18 protein-coding genes are annotated in these 18038 nt (G+C 70.6%); 7 read left to right on the forward strand and 11 right to left on the reverse strand.

Features of this window, described 5'->3' with window-relative positions:
• Positions 1–19: 19 nt before the first annotated feature.
• On the reverse strand, positions 20–1033 hold the full coding sequence (gene trpS / locus ACWGKJ_RS01270; protein ID WP_385031890.1) for a tryptophan--tRNA ligase: 1014 nt from the start codon (positions 1031–1033) through the stop codon (positions 20–22).
• Between trpS and ACWGKJ_RS01275 the strand changes: the two genes are divergently transcribed.
• Both ACWGKJ_RS01275 and rocD read left to right on the forward strand, forming a co-directional pair.
• Positions 1032–1883, forward strand: coding sequence for an RNA polymerase sigma factor (locus ACWGKJ_RS01275; protein ID WP_453315651.1), 852 nt, complete (start codon positions 1032–1034; stop codon positions 1881–1883). The genes trpS and ACWGKJ_RS01275 overlap by 2 nt on opposite strands.
• A 753-nt stretch (positions 1884–2636) precedes the next feature.
• Complete coding sequence (rocD, locus tag ACWGKJ_RS01280; RefSeq protein WP_385020424.1) at positions 2637–3842, forward strand: ornithine--oxo-acid transaminase; 1206 nt, start codon at positions 2637–2639, stop codon at positions 3840–3842.
• Positions 3843–3945: 103 nt separating this feature from the next.
• On the opposite strand, the gene ACWGKJ_RS01285 is transcribed toward rocD, so the two are convergent.
• Complete coding sequence (locus tag ACWGKJ_RS01285) at positions 3946–4341, reverse strand: DUF2267 domain-containing protein (protein WP_385020427.1); 396 nt, start codon at positions 4339–4341, stop codon at positions 3946–3948.
• Positions 4342–4740: 399 nt separating this feature from the next.
• Positions 4741–5178: an Hsp20/alpha crystallin family protein gene (locus ACWGKJ_RS01290; RefSeq protein WP_385020430.1), complete on the reverse strand. Its 438-nt coding sequence runs from the start codon at positions 5176–5178 to the stop codon at positions 4741–4743.
• A gap of 127 nt (positions 5179–5305) precedes the next feature.
• Between ACWGKJ_RS01290 and ACWGKJ_RS01295 the strand changes: the two genes are divergently transcribed.
• Positions 5306–5968, forward strand: a complete 663-nt coding sequence (locus ACWGKJ_RS01295) for a type III effector protein (protein ID WP_385020432.1) — start codon at positions 5306–5308, stop codon at positions 5966–5968.
• Positions 5969–6062: 94 nt separating this feature from the next.
• Here the strand turns inward: ACWGKJ_RS01295 and ACWGKJ_RS01300 are convergent, their stop codons facing one another.
• Positions 6063–7361: a glutathionylspermidine synthase family protein gene (locus tag ACWGKJ_RS01300; protein ID WP_385020435.1), complete on the reverse strand. Its 1299-nt coding sequence runs from the start codon at positions 7359–7361 to the stop codon at positions 6063–6065.
• A 46-nt stretch (positions 7362–7407) separates the two neighbouring features.
• Complete coding sequence (locus tag ACWGKJ_RS01305; protein WP_385020438.1) at positions 7408–7698, reverse strand: hypothetical protein; 291 nt, start codon at positions 7696–7698, stop codon at positions 7408–7410.
• 176 nt (positions 7699–7874) lie between these two features.
• On the opposite strand from ACWGKJ_RS01305, the gene ACWGKJ_RS01310 reads away from it, so the two are divergent.
• A complete protein-coding gene (locus ACWGKJ_RS01310; RefSeq protein ID WP_385020567.1) occupies positions 7875–8702 on the forward strand; it encodes a DMT family protein in 828 nt (275 codons plus the stop codon).
• Positions 8703–8746: 44 nt separating this feature from the next.
• Here ACWGKJ_RS01310 and pdxR read toward each other — a convergent pair whose 3' ends face one another.
• Positions 8747–10138 (reverse strand): MocR-like pyridoxine biosynthesis transcription factor PdxR, encoded by a 1392-nt coding sequence (pdxR, locus tag ACWGKJ_RS01315; protein ID WP_385020441.1) that lies wholly within the window; start codon positions 10136–10138, stop codon positions 8747–8749.
• Positions 10139–10220: 82 nt separating this feature from the next.
• On the opposite strand from pdxR, the gene ACWGKJ_RS01320 reads away from it, so the two are divergent.
• Positions 10221–10754 (forward strand): carboxymuconolactone decarboxylase family protein, encoded by a 534-nt coding sequence (locus ACWGKJ_RS01320; protein ID WP_385020444.1) that lies wholly within the window; start codon positions 10221–10223, stop codon positions 10752–10754.
• 59 nt (positions 10755–10813) lie between these two features.
• A complete protein-coding gene (locus tag ACWGKJ_RS01325; protein ID WP_385020447.1) occupies positions 10814–11539 on the forward strand; it encodes an isocitrate lyase/PEP mutase family protein in 726 nt (241 codons plus the stop codon).
• Between the two features lie 135 nt (positions 11540–11674).
• On the opposite strand, the gene ACWGKJ_RS01330 is transcribed toward ACWGKJ_RS01325, so the two are convergent.
• The 3 genes from ACWGKJ_RS01330 to ACWGKJ_RS01340 all read right to left on the reverse strand — a co-directional run bounded on the left by ACWGKJ_RS01330 (position 11675) and on the right by ACWGKJ_RS01340 (position 14842).
• Positions 11675–12664 (reverse strand): malate dehydrogenase, encoded by a 990-nt coding sequence (locus ACWGKJ_RS01330; protein ID WP_385020450.1) that lies wholly within the window; start codon positions 12662–12664, stop codon positions 11675–11677.
• A 434-nt stretch (positions 12665–13098) separates the two neighbouring features.
• Complete coding sequence (locus ACWGKJ_RS01335; RefSeq protein ID WP_385020453.1) at positions 13099–13998, reverse strand: DUF3017 domain-containing protein; 900 nt, start codon at positions 13996–13998, stop codon at positions 13099–13101.
• On the reverse strand, positions 13988–14842 hold the full coding sequence (locus ACWGKJ_RS01340) for a bifunctional methylenetetrahydrofolate dehydrogenase/methenyltetrahydrofolate cyclohydrolase (protein WP_385020456.1): 855 nt from the start codon (positions 14840–14842) through the stop codon (positions 13988–13990). The genes ACWGKJ_RS01335 and ACWGKJ_RS01340 overlap by 11 nt, the downstream gene beginning before the upstream one ends.
• Before the next feature lie 209 nt (positions 14843–15051).
• Here ACWGKJ_RS01340 and ACWGKJ_RS01345 point away from each other — a divergent pair, with 209 nt between their 5' ends.
• Positions 15052–15669, forward strand: coding sequence for an RDD family protein (locus ACWGKJ_RS01345; protein WP_385020459.1), 618 nt, complete (start codon positions 15052–15054; stop codon positions 15667–15669).
• A gap of 124 nt (positions 15670–15793) precedes the next feature.
• On the opposite strand, the gene purH is transcribed toward ACWGKJ_RS01345, so the two are convergent.
• Positions 15794–17416 (reverse strand): bifunctional phosphoribosylaminoimidazolecarboxamide formyltransferase/IMP cyclohydrolase, encoded by a 1623-nt coding sequence (purH, locus tag ACWGKJ_RS01350; protein WP_385020570.1) that lies wholly within the window; start codon positions 17414–17416, stop codon positions 15794–15796.
• A complete protein-coding gene (purN, locus tag ACWGKJ_RS01355) occupies positions 17334–17978 on the reverse strand; it encodes a phosphoribosylglycinamide formyltransferase (protein WP_385020462.1) in 645 nt (214 codons plus the stop codon). Before purN ends, purH begins: the two co-directional genes overlap by 83 nt.
• Between the last annotated feature and the right edge of the window lie 60 nt (positions 17979–18038).

Here is an 18038-nt window from a genome sequence, read left to right on the forward strand (position 1 = left end):
AAGGTCACAGGCCCCGGGGTCAGTGCTTGGCGGGCAGGAACCCCAGTCGTTCGTACGCCTGGGCCAGCGTCTCGGCGGCGACCGTACGGGCCTTCTCCGCCCCTTTGGCGAGAAGCGAGTCCAGCGTCTCCGGGTCGTCCAGGTACTCCTGGGTGCGGGTCCTGAACGGTGTGACGAAGTCGGCGACGATCTCGGCCAGATCGGTCTTGAGCGCGCCGTACATCTTGCCCTCGTACTGCTGCTCCAGGTCGGCGATGCTCGTGCCGGTGAGCGTCGAGTTGATGGTCAGCAGGTTCGACACGCCGGGCTTCGCCACCGGGTCGTAGCGGATCACCGTGTCGGTGTCGGTCACCGCGCTCTTGACCTTCTTCACGGAGACCTTCGGCTCGTCGAGCAGGCTGATCAGGCCCTTGGGCGAGGCAGCCGACTTGCTCATCTTGGCCGAGGGGTCCTGGAGGTCGTAGATCTTCGCCGTCTCCTTGAGGATGTACGGCTCCGGAACCGTGAAGGTCGCACCGAACCGGCTGTTGAACCGGTCGGCGAGGTCCCGGGTCAGCTCGACGTGCTGGCGCTGGTCCTCACCCACGGGGACCTGGTTGGCCTGGTAGAGCAGGATGTCGGCGACCTGAAGGATGGGGTACGTGAAGAGGCCGACGGTCGCACGGTCGGCGCCCTGCTTGGCCGACTTGTCCTTGAACTGGGTCATCCGGCTGGCCTCGCCGAAGCCGGCCAGGCAGTTCATGACCCAGCCGAGCTGGGCGTGCTCCGGCACATGGCTCTGCACGAAGAGCGTGCACCGCTCGGGGTCGATACCGGACGCGAGGAGCTGGGCGGCGGCGAGCCGGGTGTTCGCCCGCAGTTCGGCGGGGTCCTGCGGGACGGTGATCGCGTGCAGATCGACGACCATGTAGTACGCGTCGTGCGACTCCTGCAGGGCTACCCACTGGCGCACGGCGCCGAGGTAGTTGCCGAGGTGGAACGAGCCTGACGTGGGCTGGATCCCGGAGAGCACCCGGGGACGGTCTGAGGCCATGTACAGCATTCTCTCAGGTGCGGAACCGATCTCCGTCGCGCGGTGTATGAAAGATGTGAGAACGCGGGAGGGGAGCCACGTCGCCGTTGCCGACGGGGCCACAGAGAGAGACACGGCCACGGACACGGCGGTGGACGAGGCCGGCACGGACACCACAGTGGTGGACGGGACCGGCACGGACACCGCAGCGGTGGACGAGGCCGGAGTGATCGCGCGCGTGCGGGCAGGAGACGCCCAGGCGTACGCCGAGCTGGTGCGCGCGTACACGGGGATCGCGTTACGCGCGGCGACCGCGTTCGGGGCGGGCGCGGAGGCGGAGGACGTGGTGCAGTCGGCCTTCTTCAAGGCCTACCGGGCACTGGCGGACTTCAAGCCGGGCGCGTCGTTCCGTCCCTGGCTGCTACGGATCGTCATGAACGAGACGCGGAACACACTGCGCTCGGCGGGACGACTGCGATCAGCCGCACGCCGCGAGGCCGCACTGGCGGAGGCGGAGCCACTGATACCGGAGTCGGCGGACCCCGCAGTGGCCGCGCTGCGGCAGGAGCGCCGTGCGCTGCTGCTGGCGGCACTGGACCGGCTCAGCACCGAGCAGCGGCTCGCTGTGACGTACCGCTATCTGCTGGAGATGGACGAGGCGGAGACGGCGCAGGCGCTGGGCTGGCCACGGGGCACGGTGAAGTCCCGGCTGAACCGAGCCCTGAAGAAGCTGAGCAAACTGCTTCCGCCACCGGAGAGCAGCCGTCCGCCGGACGAGGAGGGGAACGGGCACGGGAACGGGACGGTGCGTGGGAACGGACGCGGGAGCGAGCGGAGGAGCGGCAGCGCGCGAGGGGCGCGAAGCACTTGAAGGGGGTCCGGGACGTAGAGGGGTCCCGGGACGGACGACTGAGCGGGGACGTGGACGGAGTGGTGGACGTGGACGGAGTCGTGAACGTGAAGGGAGCCGTGAACGTGAAGGGTGTCAGGGATGCCAGGGCGTGAAAAATGTCAGGGCGTGAGGCGGTGTCAGAAGTGACGCGGGACATGCGCGACAAAGGTGCGTGCGGACGGCGTGATCCGGATCCGCGGCTCACCGCCGAGTTGCGGGCCCTGGGCCGCACGCTCGACGGCCGGAACGGAAGCGGAGAGCCCGCCGGGCCGGGCGGTGTGTCGGACGAGCGTGGGCGGACAGGGCCGGGCGGATCGCGGCGGGTCGAGTCGGACAGGGTGCCGGGCAGGCCGGGTGGACCGGGTGGGGCGTGGCCCGGGGAGTCGATGGCGGAGCGGGTGCTGGCGCGGATCGTGGCCGAGGGGGTGCCGGTCCCGGGCCGGGAAGAGGCCCGGCCTCCGGAGCCGGGCCTCTTCGGAAGGGCCCGTGCCTGGGCCCGCGGCCGGTTCGACTGGTTCGACGGGCCGGGCGGGCCTGGCGCCGGCACCGACGGAATCGACGTGCGGTACGCCCCGGCGCCTCACACCCACCCGGCGCGCCGGTCCACCAGGTTTCTTCCAGCCCGCCGTGGCCGACGATAGGAATGAGCACCCGATGAGCCGAACGCCGTAGGACCCGCGCCGGTAAGGCCGGTACGCCGTAAAAGCCGTACGCCGTATGAACGGAGAACCCGTGTCAGTTACGGAAACATCGATCTCGTCCGCCGAAGCGCACAGCGCGCACAACTACCACCCTCTGCCCGTGGTCGTCGCATCTGCGGACGGGGCGTGGATGACCGACGTCGAGGGGCGCCGCTACCTCGACATGCTCGCCGGTTACTCGGCACTCAACTTCGGCCACGGCAACCGCCGGCTGATCGACGCGGCCAGGGCCCAGCTGGAGCGGGTCACACTCACCTCCCGGGCCTTCCACCACGACCGGTTCGCCGACTTCTCCACTCAGCTCGCCGACCTGTGCGGCATGGAGATGGTCTTGCCGATGAACACCGGGGCCGAGGCGGTCGAGACAGCGGTGAAGACCGCCCGTAAGTGGGGCTACCAGGTCAAGGGCGTACCGGCCGGGCAGGCGAAGATCGTCGTCGCCGAGAACAACTTCCACGGCCGGACGACGACGATCGTCAGCTTCTCGACGGACACCGAGGCCCGCGCGGACTTCGGCCCGTACACCCCCGGATTCGAGATCGTGCCGTACGGGGATCTGGCCGCGATGGAAGCGGCCGTCGACGCCAACACGGTGGCGGTGCTGCTCGAACCCATCCAGGGCGAGGCCGGCGTGCTGGTGCCACCGGCCGGCTATCTGCCGGGCGTACGGGAGCTGACCCGCGCCCGGAACGTGCTGTTCATCGCCGACGAGATCCAGTCCGGACTGGGCAGGACCGGGAAGACGTTCGCCTGTGAGCACGAGGGTGTTGTGCCCGACATGTACATCCTGGGCAAGGCACTCGGCGGCGGGGTGGTTCCGGTGTCGGCGGTGGTGTCGTCGGCGGAGGTGCTCGGCGTCTTCCGCCCCGGCGAGCACGGTTCGACCTTCGGTGGGAACCCGCTGGCGTGCGCCGTGGCCCTGGAGGTCATGGCGATGCTGCGGTCCGGCGAGTTCCAGCAGCGGGCGACCGAGCTGGGTGACCATCTCCACCACGAACTGGGGCTGTTGGCGGGCGGCGGCGCGGTGCAGGCCGTACGCGGACGGGGGCTGTGGGCCGGTGTGGACATCGCCCCGGCGCTCGGCACCGGCCGGGAGATCTCGGAGCGGCTGATGGATCTCGGAGTGCTGGTGAAGGACACCCATGGATCGACCATCCGGATCGCCCCGCCGCTGGTGATCAGCAAAGAGGACCTGGACTGGGGGCTCACTCAGCTCCGGAGCGTCCTGAACCCCTGACTGAACCTCTGAACCCCTGAACCGATGGACCGCTGTACGGCCAGGGGTGGCTGGGTGCCGCACAGCACCCGGTGACGTGCGCACCGGGTGCTGTGCGGGGGCCTCAGGCGGCTTGGGTGAGTTCGGCGCGGCCGAACAGGAGGGCGTAGCCGGTGGGGAGTTGGTCCAGGATGCGGGTGAGGAGGTCGGGGCCGGCGATGGCGGCGACGGCGGACAGGGCGGCGCCCGTGTCCCAGCGCGTGGTGGCCAGGGAGGCACCGTTGCGGGCAGCGAGGTCCTTGACGAAGGCCCAGCCGGTGAGGGGCTCGATGGCGGGGGCCTGTCCGGTGAGGATGCGGGCGGCCTCGAAGGGCAGGCGGGCCGCCAGTTCGACCCGTTCGTCACCGGTCAGCTGGCGTCCGAGTCCGGAGAGGACCAGCCGGACAGTTTCCTCAGCCCGTTCCCGGGTCGGATAGGCCGCTTCGTAGCGGACCTTCTCCAGCATCTGATCGAAAGTCATCGCTCGAAGGTGCGGGAGCGGTTCACGCGGGTCGGACATCACTGCGAAAGTCGCCTCTCTCGTCTTGAGCACATCGTGCGTGTGCCCGGCAAGGCCGAGCGCACACCAGGTTGGGTGGGCCAGGTTGGATGGCCAGGTTGGATGGACAGGTGAGTGGGCCAGGCAAGTGGACCAAGCGAGCGGGCCAAGCGAGTGGGCCAAGCGAGTGGGCCGGTCGGACAGGCAGTCAGGTGCGCGCGGGCCGGAGAGGAAACCGTGGCCTGCGGGTGGCTGAAGCCGATTCCGCCTTACGAGGGGCCGCTTGAGCTTGCTTCAGATGTGCTGTCCGGCGGGCGCAGAACGGGCGGAGGGGGATCGGGGCCCGTTCTGCGCCGTAGGCCGGCTCGGGTCGCCGGCTGCTCAGCCGGAGATCTCCTTGCGGGAGGACTCCCCGCCGACGGAGATCTTCCGGGGCTTGGCGCGCTCGGCGATCGGGATGCGCAGAGTCAGCACTCCGGCGTCGTAGTCGGCCGCGATGCGTTCGGTGTCCAATGTGTCGGCCAGCACGAGCTGGCGGGAGAAGACGCCCAGAGGCCGTTCCGACAGTTCCATCTGCACGTCGTCGCTCTTCGCCATGGGCCGCCGCTCGGCCTTGACGGTCAGCATGTTCCGCTCGACGTCGATGTCGATCGCCTCCGCGTCGACACCGGGGAGGTCGAAGGCCACTACGTACTCGTCACCCTCGCGGTAGGCGTCCATCGCCATCGCGGAGGGCCGCGTCCAGGTGCCGCTGCCGGTGCCGGTCAGCTGCTGGGCGAGACGGTCGAGTTCGCGGAAAGGGTCGGTGCGCATCAACATCGCGAAACACCTCCAGAAGGTTCGGGTTGTACCCGCCAATGCGCTTCACTGACACTGTTGTAACATGTCATCCAATGGATGACAAACAAAGTGTCGTCGAAAGGATGACAACCCGGAAGGGGTTCTCGTGACAGCCGCCGACCAGCCGCCCCACGCCGACGCCGACGCGCGGAGTCCAGCCTCGTTCCTGGCCGCGGCAGCGGCCCTGGAAGTCATCGACCACGCCGTGTGCGACGCCCATGACCGAGCTGCCGACCCCGCCGATGCGGACGCTGGCCCGCAACAGGCCCTCGCCTCTCTCCTGCTGCTGCGCGAGATCCGCGAGCAGCTCGCCGGATGGGAGACCGGCCTGATCGAGACCGCCCGCCACGCGGGGGCCAGTTGGGCCGATCTGGCCCACCCTCTCGGTGTCGCCAGCCGCCAGGCCGCCGAGCGCCGCTATCTGCGCAACCGCCCCGGCTCCGCCGGAACCACCGGAGAACAGCGCGTACAGGCCACCCGCGAAAGCCGCGCGGCCAACCGTGCCCACACCGCCTGGGCCCGCGACAACGCCGCAGCGCTGCGCCGCCTGGCCGGACAGATCACCGCTCTGACCGACCTCCCCCGTGCCTCCCGCGCCCCCCTCGGCCGGCTCGACGCGGCCCTCGCCCACAACGACCCCGCGGCCCTGGTCCCCCCACTGACGGCGGCCCGCCCCTATCTGAGCGCCCGCCACTCCGGTCTCGCCACCCAGCTCGACACCCTCATCGGGCAGAACGAGCAGCACCCTGGCCGGCCCGGCCCCGAGTGAGGGCGGGAGGGGGCTCAGGGTGTTCCGGACCGTGCGAAACGGGTCCGCACGTGCCAGTGCGGGGCCATGCGCAGGAGGCGCGACGCAACGAGGGTTACAGGATGACGTGGGGCAGGAAGCGGGCGTATTCGTCGGTCACCGGCCCCGCCGACTCCCTGATGCCGAGCCCCGCCGCTTCGTCCTCGACGACCCACGCGCCGAGCACCACCCGGTTGCCGTCGAAGTCAGGGAGCGGTGCCAACTCCTGGTAGCAGCAAGCCTCATCGGTCCGGACACCAGCGACGGAGCCCACTGTTCCGCCCCAGGTACCGGCACCACCTCCGGTGCCGGTACCTGCACCACCAGGTACCGGCACCGTGCCTGTGCCCAGGGCCGGGCCCGGGGCAGCGTCCACGCCCGCGGTCGGCTCGTGGAGCATGACACCCGCACCCTCGCGGCCGAGCAGCGGCTTGGAGACGTACCCCCGGGACAGGGCGAGTTCGCGTGGCCCGTCGAGATAGGCCGGAAGCAGGTTGGGGTGGCCGGGGTACAGCTCCCAGACCACTGCGAGCAGCGCCTTGTTGGAGAGCAGCATCTTCCAGGCCGGCTCGATCCAGCAGGTGGAGCCGGTGGAGCCACCGTTGTCGAGCGTGTCCAGGACATGCGGACCGAAGCTGTCGGTCGTCAGCCACTCCCACGGGTAGAGCTTGAAACAGCTGCGGATGAAGCGCATCCGCTCGTCGATGAAGCGCCCGGAGAGGGGGTCCCAGCCGATCCGTTCCATCGAGAGCGCCTCGGTGTCGATCCCGGCCTGCTGGGCGGTCTCCCGCAGATAGGCGGCGGTCATCAGATCCTCGCCGAGTTCGTCGGCCTCGGAGTGCGCGAAGTGCAGCGGTCCGGGCGGCAGCAGCCGGGCCTGCCGTTTCCAGGCGGCGACCAGCCGTTCGTGCAGGGAGTTCCACTGGTCGGCGCCGGGGAAGCGGTCCTCCATCCAGAACCACTGCGGGCTGGCGGCCTCGACCAGCGAGGTGGGGGTGTCGGCGTTGTACTCCAGCATTTTCGCCGGACCACTGCCGTCGTATCGGAGGTCGAACCGGGCGTAGACAGAGGGGAGTTCATCCCTGCGGTGCCAGGATTCGCCGACCAGCCTGGCCAGCCTGGGATCGGTGATGCCCAGCTCCACGAAACGGTCCCGTGCGACGATGTGGGCGGCCGCGGCGAGACACATCGCGTGGAGTTCCTCGACCACCTGCTCCAGCGCCTCGACCTCGGGAAGGGAGAACGAGTAGTACGCGCTCTCGTCCCAGTACGGGCGCAGGGAGTCGTCCGGATAGCGGGTCAGCGGATAGACCAGCCCCTGCTCCTCGACGATCTGCTGCCAGCCGGGGCGCGGTTCTATGGTGTGCCGCTGCATGATGTCCGCCCGTTCCCGTGGGTACCCCTGCTCGGTCCGTGTCCGGTCAGCCGCCGCTGGAGTGGAAACCGCCGCCGGAGTGCGAGCCGCCGCCGAACCCGCCGCGGTGCACCGAGGGCTTGCTGAAGCTGCCGCCCGAGACCTTGCCGTGTTTGGAAGAACCGCCGTAGTAGTACGTCCCGCGGCCGTTGCTGTGGGTGCACTCGTACTTGGGCAGCTGCTTGTGCGTATCGGGATCGACGCACCGCTTGTCCACATCGGAGCCGCAGGCGGTGAGCGTCGCCGCCAGTATTCCCATACCGCCGAGCACCACAGCGCCCGACCTCATCTTGCGCATCTGCCGGTCTCCCCCGTCGTACCGGCTCTTCGCGTGCGTCAGCCGGTGGTTTCGTCTGTGGGTGTACAGACTGAATCTGTCGGTGTACAGCCTGGATACAGAGTAGATGCCGTTCTGACGGGTGGCCGGTGCTGGGCCCTTCCCGGCCCAACTAGAGTCCTTTCGTGCTCCTTGGAATGATCTGCGCCCTCGGTTCAGCGGTCTGCTTCGGCACGGCCTCCGTGCTCCAGGCCGCCGCGGCCCGCGCCTCCGCACCGGGAACCGGCTCGGGCGTGGACGCCGCGCTGCTGCTGCGCGCCCTGCGCCAGTGGCGCTACATCGTGGGGCTCGGCCTCGACGGCCTCGGTTTCGTACTCCAGATCGTCGCCCTGCGCACGCTCCCCATCTACGCGGTAGGCGCCGCACTCGCCGCGAGTCTGGCGGTGACCGCTGTGGTGGCATCGCGCGTACTCGGCGTCCGGCTCTCCGGCACCGAATGGGGCGCGGTGGCCGTCGTCTGCGCGGGCCTCGGCATGCTCGGCCTCGCCTCCGGGGCCGAGGGTCACACCGCGGGGTCGTCCGCCCTGCGCTGGTCGATGCTCGGGGTCGCGGTCGGGGTCTTCCTGGTCGGCACGGCGGCCGGCCGCCTCAAGGGCAGGGCAAGGGCCCTGGTGCTCGGCCTCGGTTCCGGAGTGGGCTTCGGGGTGGTCGAGGTCTCGGTCCGCCTCATCGACTCGGCCGACTTCACCAACCCGGCGCTCTACGCACTGCTCGTCGGCGGTGGTTCGGCCTTCCTGCTGCTCACTTCGGCGCTGCAACGCGGTTCGGTGACCACGGCCACGGCCGGCATGGTCATCGGCGAGACCATCGGCCCCGCGCTCGTCGGCGTGGTCTGGCTCGGGGACCGTACGAGGGAGGGGCTGGCCCCTCTGGCGGTGGCAGGCTTCGCGGTGGCTGTCGCGGGAGCGCTCGCGCTGGCGCGGTTCGGAGAGGCCCCGACCGAACCGACACCGGCCGAAGGCTGAGGCGGGGCCAGGGGCCGGGAGGCCCCGTTCGGGCCCACCGCCCCCTACGGCAGCACCCGGCACAGCGCGTCGAGCGCCCCCGCCCATGCGCTGTCGGACGGCGTTCCGTACCCGACGACCAGCATGTCGCGCCCGTCCCGCACGCCCTCGTGCCGGAACCGCGCGCCCCCGTCCAGCGCGAGCCCCTGCCACGCCGCCGCCTGGACGACGGACTGCTCGGTGCCCGGGGGCAGTTCCAGGACGGCGTGCAGCCCCGCCGCGATCCCCGACACCCTGATGCCGGGCGCCCGTTCGGCCAGAGCCGCCACCAACTGGTCGCGTCTGCGCCGGTAGCGCAGCCGCATCGAGCGGACATGCCGGTCGTACGCACCGGAGGCGATGAACTCCGCCAGGGTCAGCTGCTCCAGCGAGCTGGACATCCAGTCGGCGTTCCCCTTCGCCGCCAGGATCTCGGCCACCATCGCATCGGGCAGCACCAGCCAGCCGAGCCGCAGCCCCGGAGCAATGGACTTGCTGGCCGTCCCGCAGTAGACGACCCGCTCGGGATCCAGCCCCTGGAGGGCCCCGACGGGCTGGCGGTCGTACCGGAACTCCCCGTCGTAGTCGTCCTCCAGGATCACCCCGCCCGTGGTTCTGGCCCACTCGACGGCGGCCGTGCGCCGGTCCGGATGGAGCGGTACGCCCATCGGGAACTGGTGCGCCGGCGTCATCAGCACCGCACCCTCACGCCCCAGCTCGCCGGTCTGCGAGCCGGACCCGTCCAGCGGGAGGGCCCGTGTGCGCAGCCCGGCCTCGGTGAGCAGGTCCCAGTGCAGATCGAGACCGTACGACTCGACGGCCACCTCCCGCACGCGTCTCCCCCGCAGCACCTTCCCCATCAGCATCAGCGCGTGGGCGAACCCGGCGCAGACCACGATCCGTTCGGGCCCCGCGTGGACACCGCGGGCCCGCGCCAGATAGTCCGCGAGGACGGTCCGCAGCTCGGGGCGGCCCCGCGGGTCGCCGTAACCGAACGCGTCGTGGGGTGCGGCGGTCAGCGCCTTCCGCGACGCCCGGAGCCACTCCGTACGCGGGAAGGACGCGACATCGGGCGTACCGGGCCGGAGGCTGTACGTGGGGCCGCTCCGGCGCGGCCGCCGGGCCGGGGGCGGCGCGGGCGCCCCCGGCGGTACGGAGCGCGGGGCCACCTTCGTCCCCGAACCCTGCCGGGCGGTGAGCCAGCCTTCGGCCACCAGTTCGGCGTAGGCGTCGGCGACCGTATTGCGGGCCACGCCCAGGTCGGCGGCGAGCGTACGCGAGGAGGGCAGCCGGGTCCCCGGCGCCAGCCGCCCGGTGCGGACGGCCCGGCGCAGCGCGTCCGTGAGGCCGACCCGCAGGCCTGGACCGGTGAGTTCCAGATGCAGGTCTACACCGAAAGTGGCCCATGAATCCGTCACGGAAATGGACCATACCCCTGCGCCATATCCGACGTAGCGTCGTACTCACACGACGAACAAGGCATGAAGGGGCAGAAACGACATGACGGACAAGACTTCCACCACGGACAGCGCATCGGCCGCGGCGCCGGAGTACCTCCCCGAGCACACCCCGCGCCTCGATATGGCGAAGCTCGCCCCCGAGGTCTACAAGGCCATGGTCACTCTGGACGCGGCGGCCAGGAGGGGCGTCGACCCGACCCTGCTCGAACTGGTCAAGATCCGGGCCTCCCAGATCAACCACTGCGCCTTCTGCCTGGACATGCACACCAAGGACGCCCTCGCGGCGGGCGAGTCGGTCGAGCGGATCGTGCAGCTGAGCGGCTGGGAGGAGTCGAAACACTTCTACACCGCGAAGGAGATCGCGGCGATCGAGCTGACCGAGGCCATCACGGTGCTGACCGACGGATTCGTACCGGACGAGGTGTACGCACACGCCGCCGAGCACTTCGACGAGGGCGAGCTGGCCCAGCTGATCGCGGCGATCACCGTGATCAACGCCTGGAACCGCTTCGCCGTCTCGACCCGCATGGTGCCGGGCCACTACACACCGGGCTCGCTCGCCCACCGCCACTGACCCGGCCGGTTCGCCGCGATCCCCACCACTGAAGGGCCACTCCATTGAAGGGCCGCTCCATGACGGACTTCCGCAGTCTCCATCTGGGCCGGCCGCCCGGCGACCCGCTGGTGCTCCCCGGCCCGTGGGACGCGGCCAGCGCCCGCGTCCTCGCGGAAGCCGGCTTCCCGGCGCTCGCCACCCCCAGCGCCGGAGTGGCAGCCGCACTCGGTTACGCGGACGGCGAGACCCCGGCCGACGAGATGTTCACCGCGATCAGCCGGATCGTCCGGGCCGTCGAGAGCTTCGGCGTGGCCGTCTCGGCGGACATCGAGGCCGGTTACGGCCTGCCGCCGGAGGAACTCGCCGGGCGGCTGCTCGACACCGGCGCCGTCGGCTGCAACCTGGAGGACTCCTCGGGCGGAGTCCTCAACGACCCGCGGGAGAACGCGGACCGGCTGGCGGCGTTCCGCGCGGCGGCGGGAGCCGGGCTGTTCATCAACGCCCGCGTGGACACGTACATCCGCGGCGTACGGGACCCGGCGCAGGCCGTCGACCGTGCCCGCCGGTATGTGGCGGCGGGCGCCGACTGCGTCTACCCGATCATGGCGCCGCCGGACCAGCTGTCCGGCCTGGCAGCCGCGATCGGGGCGCCGCTCAACGCGCTCTTCCTGCCCGACGGGCCATCCCCGCGGGAGCTGGGCGTTCTGGGCGCCACCCGCGTCACGTTCGGCCCCGGGCTGCACCGGCAGTCGATGGAACGGCTGCACCAGGACGCGAACGCGCTGAAGGCGCTGACGAGCTGAGAGAGCCCGACGAGCGGGGAGCGCCCGCCCGGCCGCACACACACCACGCCTGACGGAATGCCGTCAACGGAACGTCCCCGGCGACCACATGGTCACCGGGGACGTTCCGTACAGACGGACGGGGATCGGCTCGGATCAGATCAGGCCGAGCTCGCGGACCGCGTCGCGCTCCTCGGCGAGCTCCTTCACGGACGCGTCGATGCGGGCACGCGAGAAGTCGTTGATCTCCAGGCCCTGGACGATCTCGTACTTGCCGTCCTTCGTGGTGACCGGGAAGGAGGAGATGAGGCCCTCGGGGACACCGTAGGAGCCGTCCGACGGAATACCCATTGAGGTCCAGTCGCCGTCCGCCGTGCCGTTGACCCAGGTGTGGACGTGGTCGATGGCGGCGTTGGCGGCCGATGCGGCCGAGGACGCGCCACGCGCCTCGATGATCGCCGCGCCGCGCTTGGCGACGGTCGGGATGAAGGTGTCGGCCAGCCACTTCTCGTCGTTGACGGTCTCGGCGGCGTTCTTGCCCGCGACCTCGGCGTGGAAGATGTCCGGGTACTGCGTGGCGGAGTGGTTGCCCCAGATGGTGAGACGGCGGATCTCGGAGACCGGAACGCCGGTCTTCTGCGAGAGCTGCGAGATCGCACGGTTGTGGTCGAGACGGGTCATCGCGGTGAAGCGGTCGGCCGGTACGTCCGGGGCGGACGCCTGCGCGATGAGCGCATTGGTGTTGGCCGGGTTGCCGACGACCAGGACCTTGATGTCGTCCGCGGCGTTGTCGTTGATGGCCTTGCCCTGCGGGCCGAAGATGCCGCCGTTGGCCGCGAGCAGGTCACCGCGCTCCATGCCCTTGGTACGCGGACGGGCGCCGACCAGGAGCGCGACGTTGGCCCCGGCGAAGGCGACGTTCGGGTCGTCCGTGATCTCGATGCCCTGGAGCAGCGGGAAGGCGCAGTCGTCGAGCTCCATCGCGGTGCCCTCGGCGGCCTTCAGCCCCTGCGGGATCTCCAGGAGACGCAGCTTGACCGGCACGTCCGAGCCGAGCAGGTGGCCCGAGGCGATGCGGAAGAGCAGCGCGTAGCCGATCTGGCCGGCCGCGCCGGTGACGGTGACATTCACAGGAGTGCGGGTCATGGCGTTCTCCGTAAGACAGCTGGCGGTGGGGGTCCCTGCCCCTGGTGCGGGAAGTCCCCGAAGCTCACATCCGGAACTGAATCTTGATGTGAAGAGACTTCCGACGTCAGGCTATCGGACCCCACACGCCCCCGGTTCCCGCCCCCGTGTGGCACGCCGCACACCGGCTTCGTCCCTGCCCACCTGCAGCGGCGGTGGCCGCCCGCGCCAGGGGGGGGGGAGGCGCCGGCGGCCACCGCCGGGTGCAAGCACCCGTGGGGGGATAGGGTCCGCTTGCCCCGGGAATCGCGGGCCACTCCCCCTGATTCCCATTTATTTTCCGGCGGCGTCCCGGAGCGGCCCGGCGGCGTCCCGGCGGCCTCTCGTACGCCTCCGGTATCCGCCCGGGAGGCGTACGGCCGGTCAGCGGCCCGGCGGGCAAGGGGAGTTCGGCGTCACCGCACGGTGAACCGCATCAGCCCTTCGAGGAACGGCAGCTCCAGCCACGGCTTCGGCTGGACCATGAGCGCCAGCAGCGTGATGAGGAAACCCAGTACGCCGTACGTGACCATGTCGGTGAAGCGTGAACGCACCGCGAGCATCCCGACGGAACGCACCCATCCGCGCATCACGGCACCGCCGAGCAGAGCGATTCCGACCAGCAGCAGCCCCACCCGTGTCACGTCGAAGGCAACGAGCAGCAGTCCGACGCCGATGGTGACGAGCACCGTGAGCAGCGGCCACTGCCTGGCGGGGGCCGGCGCGTCACCGGGGGCCGCCCGGCCGCCGCCCTCGGGCCGCGCGGTGTCCCGCGTCACGCGGGGGAAGCGCCGGGTCGTCCGGACCGGCTCACCGTCCGGGCCGGGCGCGCTGACCGCGTCCCGCCCCTCCGGCGCACCGGCCTCGCCCGGCTCGGGGCCCTCGGCTCCAGCCTCCTCCTGCGGAGTGGCCGGATGCGCCCCGGAACGCCCGGACTCCCCGGCCCCGGAAGCCTCGGCTTCGGAGGCTCCGGCCTCGGCGCTCCCGGCCTCGGCTGCCTCGGGGCCCCGGGGCTCAGGGCTGCCGGGCTCGGCGGGAGTCTCCGGCGCACCGGACTGCCCGGACGCGGCGGACCCGGCGGGCTCGTCGGACTGCCCGGACGCATCGGACTGCCCGGACGCATCGGACCTCTCCGGCCCGGCGCTCCCGGAACCAGCCGGATTACCGGAAGCCGCCGACTTACCGGTGGCCGCCTGCTTCGCACCCTCCGGCTCGGGCTCAGCCCCAGGCCCCGTCGACTTACCGTCCCCAGGCCCCGTCTGCCCCACCGGCTCCTCGGGCCCCGGCCCCATCAGCGCGGCCGCGTCAGCCGACACTGCGCTCCGCCGCCTCCACGACGTTCACCAGCAGCTGCGCGCGGGTCATCGGGCCCACACCACCCGGGTTCGGCGAGACCCAGCCGGCCACATCGGCGACACCGGGGTGCACATCCCCGGCGATCTTTCCGTTCTCGTCCCTGCTGACACCGACGTCCAGGACAGCGGCCCCCGGCTTGACGTCCTCGGGGTTGATGATGTGCCGCACACCGGCCGCGGAGACGATGATGTCCGCCTGCCTGAGCAACGCGGGAAGGTCACGGGTGCCGGTGTGGCACTGGGTGACGGTCGCGTTCTCGGACTTACGGGTCAGCAGCAGCGGGATGGAGCGGCCCACGGTGATACCGCGGCCGACGACCACGACATGCGCCCCGGCGATCTCCACACCGTGGTGGCGGAGCAGCTGGATGATGCCGTACGGGGTGCAGGGCAGCGGGCCCTCCTCGTTCAGCACCAGCTTGCCGAGGCTGGTGGGGTGCAGCCCGTCCGCGTCCTTGGCCGGATCCATCAGCCCCAGGACACGGTTGGTGTCGATGCCCTTGGGGAGCGGCAACTGCACGATGTAGCCGGTGCATTCGGGATTCTCGTTGAGCTCCCGGACAACCGCCTCGATGTCCTCCTGCGTTGCGGTGCCGGGGAGTTCGCGCTGGATGGAACCGATACCGACCTCGGCGCAGTCGCGGTGCTTGCCGTTGACGTACCAGCGGCTGCCGGGGTCGTCGCCGACGAGCAGAGTGCCGAGACCGGGGGCCACTCCCTTCTCCTTGAGGGCCGCCACGCGGACGGTCAGATCGGACTTGATCGCGGCCGCGGTGGCCTTGCCATCGAGAATCTGGGCTGTCATACGAGCCATTCTTTCAGGGGCGGCGTGATCGCCCAAGTTGCACTTGCACAACGCATACGGTCTCCGACTGGACAAACTTACGCGGCATTGAGAACGATGTGGATCGCAGTGTCGCGGCCAGTACCGGGGGGCAGACCGCTCTGTCGTTTCTTCACCAATCCTCCGCTCGAACCGCGCCGTCCCCGCAGAACCAACGGAGGAATTCAGCCATGAGCTTCGGCGAACCGAACCCGAACAACCCCTACGGCCCGCCGCCGGGGCAGCAGCCGCAGGGCCAGCCCCAGCAGCCGGGCTACGGATACCCGCAGCAGGCTCCGCAGGGCGTGCCGCAGCAGCCCGGTTACGGCTACCCGCAGGCCCCGCCGGTCCAGCAGAACTACGGCGGCGGCTACCCCCAGCAGCCCGGCGGTTACGGCAGCATGCCCCCGTTCGCCGGCTGGTGGAGCCGGTGCGGCGCCATGTTCATCGACGGCCTGGTCATCGGCGTCCCGTACGGCATCATCGTCGGCATCGGTGGCGGCGTCGGCGGTGGCGCCGGTTCCGCGCTCGTCGTGATCGGTGTCCTCGTCGGTATCGGGCTCGGGCTCTTCAAGCTGTACAAGGAGGGCACCACCGGCCAGTTCATCGGGAAGAAGGCCCTGGGCATCAGCCTGCGGCGCGAGGCCGACGGCCAGTACCTGGGCTTCGGCATGTCCTTCGTCCGCTACCTCGCCCACTTCGTGGACAGCCTCGCCTGCTACCTGGGCTGGCTGTGGCCGGCGTGGGACTCCAAGAAGCAGACGTTCGCGGACAAGATCTGCTCGACCGTGGTCGTCAAGGTCGGCTGACCCGCACCCTGCTGAGCCCCGAGGGCCGCAACCCGGCGCATATCGCGCGGAGTTGCGGCCCTCGGCCGTACGGCCCCACATCGCTGGTAATCAGCGGCCCAGTGGCGTGGCCCAGTGGTGTCGCTCAGTGGAAGAAGTGCCGCGTCCCCGTGAAGTACATCGTCACGCCCGCCTTCTTCGCGGCCTCCACGACCAGCTCGTCACGGACCGAACCGCCCGGCTGCACCACGGCCCTGACCCCGGCGTCCGCCAGGATCTCGAAGCCGTCCGGGAACGGGAAGAACGCGTCCGATGCGGCGTACGCCCCCCGCGCCCGCTCCTCGCCCGCACGCTCGACGGCGAGCTTCGCGGAGTCGACCCGGTTGACCTGGCCCATCCCCACACCGACGGACGCGCCGTCCTTGGCGAGCAGGATCGCGTTGGACTTCACAGCCCGGCACGCCTTCCAGGCGAAGGACAGCTCGGCCAGCTCGGCCGCACCGAGCGCCTCACCGGACGCCAGCGTCCAGTTCGCCGGGTCGTCGCCCTCGGCCTGCAGCCGGTCGGTGGCCTGGAGCAGCGCGCCGCCGTCGATCTGTTTGACCTCGGTGGCGGCCGACGGCCCCTCGGGACAGCGCAGCACCCGGATGTTCTTCTTGCGCGCCAGCACGTCGACCGCGCCGTCCTCGTATGCCGGAGCGACGACGACCTCGGTGAAGATGGGGGCGATCTGCTCGGCCAGCTCCACGGTGACCGGACGGTTGACCGCGATCACACCGCCGTACGCGGAGACCGGGTCGCAGGCGTGCGCCTTGCGGTGCGCCTCCGCCAGGTCGTCACCGACCGCGATACCGCAGGGGTTGGCGTGCTTGATGATCGCCACACAGGGCTCGGTGTGGTCGTAGGCGGCCCGGCGCGCGGCGTCGGTGTCCGTGTAGTTGTTGTACGACATCTCCTTGCCGTGCAGCTGCTCGGCCTGGGCGAGACCACCCGTACCGGAGACGTACAGCGCGGCGCCCTGGTGCGGGTTCTCGCCGTAGCGCAGGACGTTGCCGCGCTCGTACGTCGCACCGAGGAACTCGGGGAAGCCGCTGTCGTCGGCCGCCGCGTAACCGTCGGCGAACCAGCCGGCGACCGCCACGTCGTACGCGGCGGTGTGCCGGAATGCCTCGGCCGCGAGCCGCTTGCGCGCGGTGAGGTCGAAGCCGCCGCCCCTGACGGCGGTGAGGACGTCCGCGTACCGGCCGGGGCTGGTGACGACCGCCACCGACGGGTGGTTCTTGGCAGCGGCGCGGACCATCGAGGGGCCGCCGATGTCGATCTGCTCGACGCACTCGTCCGGTGTGGCGCCGGACGCGACGGTCTCGGTGAAGGGGTAGAGGTTCACCACGACCAGGTCGAAGGGCTCCACCTCCAGCTCGGCGAGCTGCCTGCGGTGGTCCTCCAGGCGCAGATCGGCGAGGATCCCGGCGTGCACCCGGGGGTGCAGCGTCTTGACCCGGCCGTCGAGGCACTCCGGGAAACCGGTGAGCTCCTCGACCTTGGTGACCGGCACACCGGCAGCGGCGATCTTCGCCGCGGTGGATCCGGTGGAGACGAGCGTGACGCCCGCCTCGTGCAGCCCGAGGGCCAGCTCCTCCAGACCCGACTTGTCGTAGACGCTGACGAGCGCGCGCCGGATGGGCTTAACGGTGTTCTCGGTGTGCACCGACCTGAACCTTTCGTCCCTCAATGCGGTAGCCGTTACGGGCCAGACGCCCCACGACATCGACGAGCAGCTTCCGCTCGACTTCCTTGATGCGCTCATGAAGAGCGCTTTCGTCGTCCTGCTCCCGGATCTCGACCACACCCTGCGCGATGATCGGACCGGTGTCGACGCCGTCGTCGACGAAGTGGACGGTGCAGCCGGTGACCCTGGCCCCGTACGCGAGCGCGTCGCGCACTCCGTGAGTGCCGGGGAACGCGGGCAGCAGGGCCGGATGCGTATTGACGAACCGGCCCCCGAAGGCCGCGAGGAACCGCTTCCCCACGATCTTCATGAAACCGGCCGACACGACCAGGTCGGGTGCGTGGGCGGCGGTGGCCTCGGCCAGCGCCGCATCCCACGCGTCGCGGTCCGCGTACTCCTTCACCCTGCAGACGAAGGTCGGCAGTCCGGCGTCGCGGGCGCGGTCGAGTCCGGCGATGTTGTCGCGGTCGGCGCCGACCGCGACGATCTCGGCTCCATAGCCGGCCGGATCGGCGGCGATGGCATCGAGCAGGGCCTGCAGATTGGTTCCGGAACCGGAGACCAGCACGACCAGACGGGCGGGAGAGGACGGGGAGGCCACGGCGGGGCCCTTTCTGGATACGACTTGTGCGGTCGTACGAATAGAGCGCAGCCCCCGATA

Source organism: Streptomyces sp. NPDC054757 (assembly GCF_053612185.1).

What these genes read in the sequence shown, in the direction of transcription:
- ACWGKJ_RS01275 (WP_453315651.1), top strand. Translation starts at nt 1,032, where the DNA reads ATGTACAGCATTCTCTCAGGTGCGGAACCGATCTCCGTCGCGCGGTGT.
- trpS (WP_385031890.1), bottom strand. Translation starts at nt 1,033, where the DNA reads ATGGCCTCAGACCGTCCCCGGGTGCTCTCCGGGATCCAGCCCACGTCA.
- ACWGKJ_RS01285 (WP_385020427.1), bottom strand. Translation starts at nt 4,341, where the DNA reads ATGACTTTCGATCAGATGCTGGAGAAGGTCCGCTACGAAGCGGCCTAT.
- ACWGKJ_RS01290 (WP_385020430.1), bottom strand. Translation starts at nt 5,178, where the DNA reads ATGTTGATGCGCACCGACCCTTTCCGCGAACTCGACCGTCTCGCCCAG.
- ACWGKJ_RS01300 (WP_385020435.1), bottom strand. Translation starts at nt 7,361, where the DNA reads ATGCAGCGGCACACCATAGAACCGCGCCCCGGCTGGCAGCAGATCGTC.
- ACWGKJ_RS01305 (WP_385020438.1), bottom strand. Translation starts at nt 7,698, where the DNA reads ATGCGCAAGATGAGGTCGGGCGCTGTGGTGCTCGGCGGTATGGGAATA.
- ACWGKJ_RS01310 (WP_385020567.1), top strand. Translation starts at nt 7,875, where the DNA reads ATGATCTGCGCCCTCGGTTCAGCGGTCTGCTTCGGCACGGCCTCCGTG.
- ACWGKJ_RS01320 (WP_385020444.1), top strand. Translation starts at nt 10,221, where the DNA reads ATGACGGACAAGACTTCCACCACGGACAGCGCATCGGCCGCGGCGCCG.
- ACWGKJ_RS01325 (WP_385020447.1), top strand. Translation starts at nt 10,814, where the DNA reads ATGACGGACTTCCGCAGTCTCCATCTGGGCCGGCCGCCCGGCGACCCG.
- ACWGKJ_RS01330 (WP_385020450.1), bottom strand. Translation starts at nt 12,664, where the DNA reads ATGACCCGCACTCCTGTGAATGTCACCGTCACCGGCGCGGCCGGCCAG.
- ACWGKJ_RS01340 (WP_385020456.1), bottom strand. Translation starts at nt 14,842, where the DNA reads ATGACAGCCCAGATTCTCGATGGCAAGGCCACCGCGGCCGCGATCAAG.
- ACWGKJ_RS01345 (WP_385020459.1), top strand. Translation starts at nt 15,052, where the DNA reads ATGAGCTTCGGCGAACCGAACCCGAACAACCCCTACGGCCCGCCGCCG.
- purH (WP_385020570.1), bottom strand. Translation starts at nt 17,416, where the DNA reads ATGTCGTGGGGCGTCTGGCCCGTAACGGCTACCGCATTGAGGGACGAA.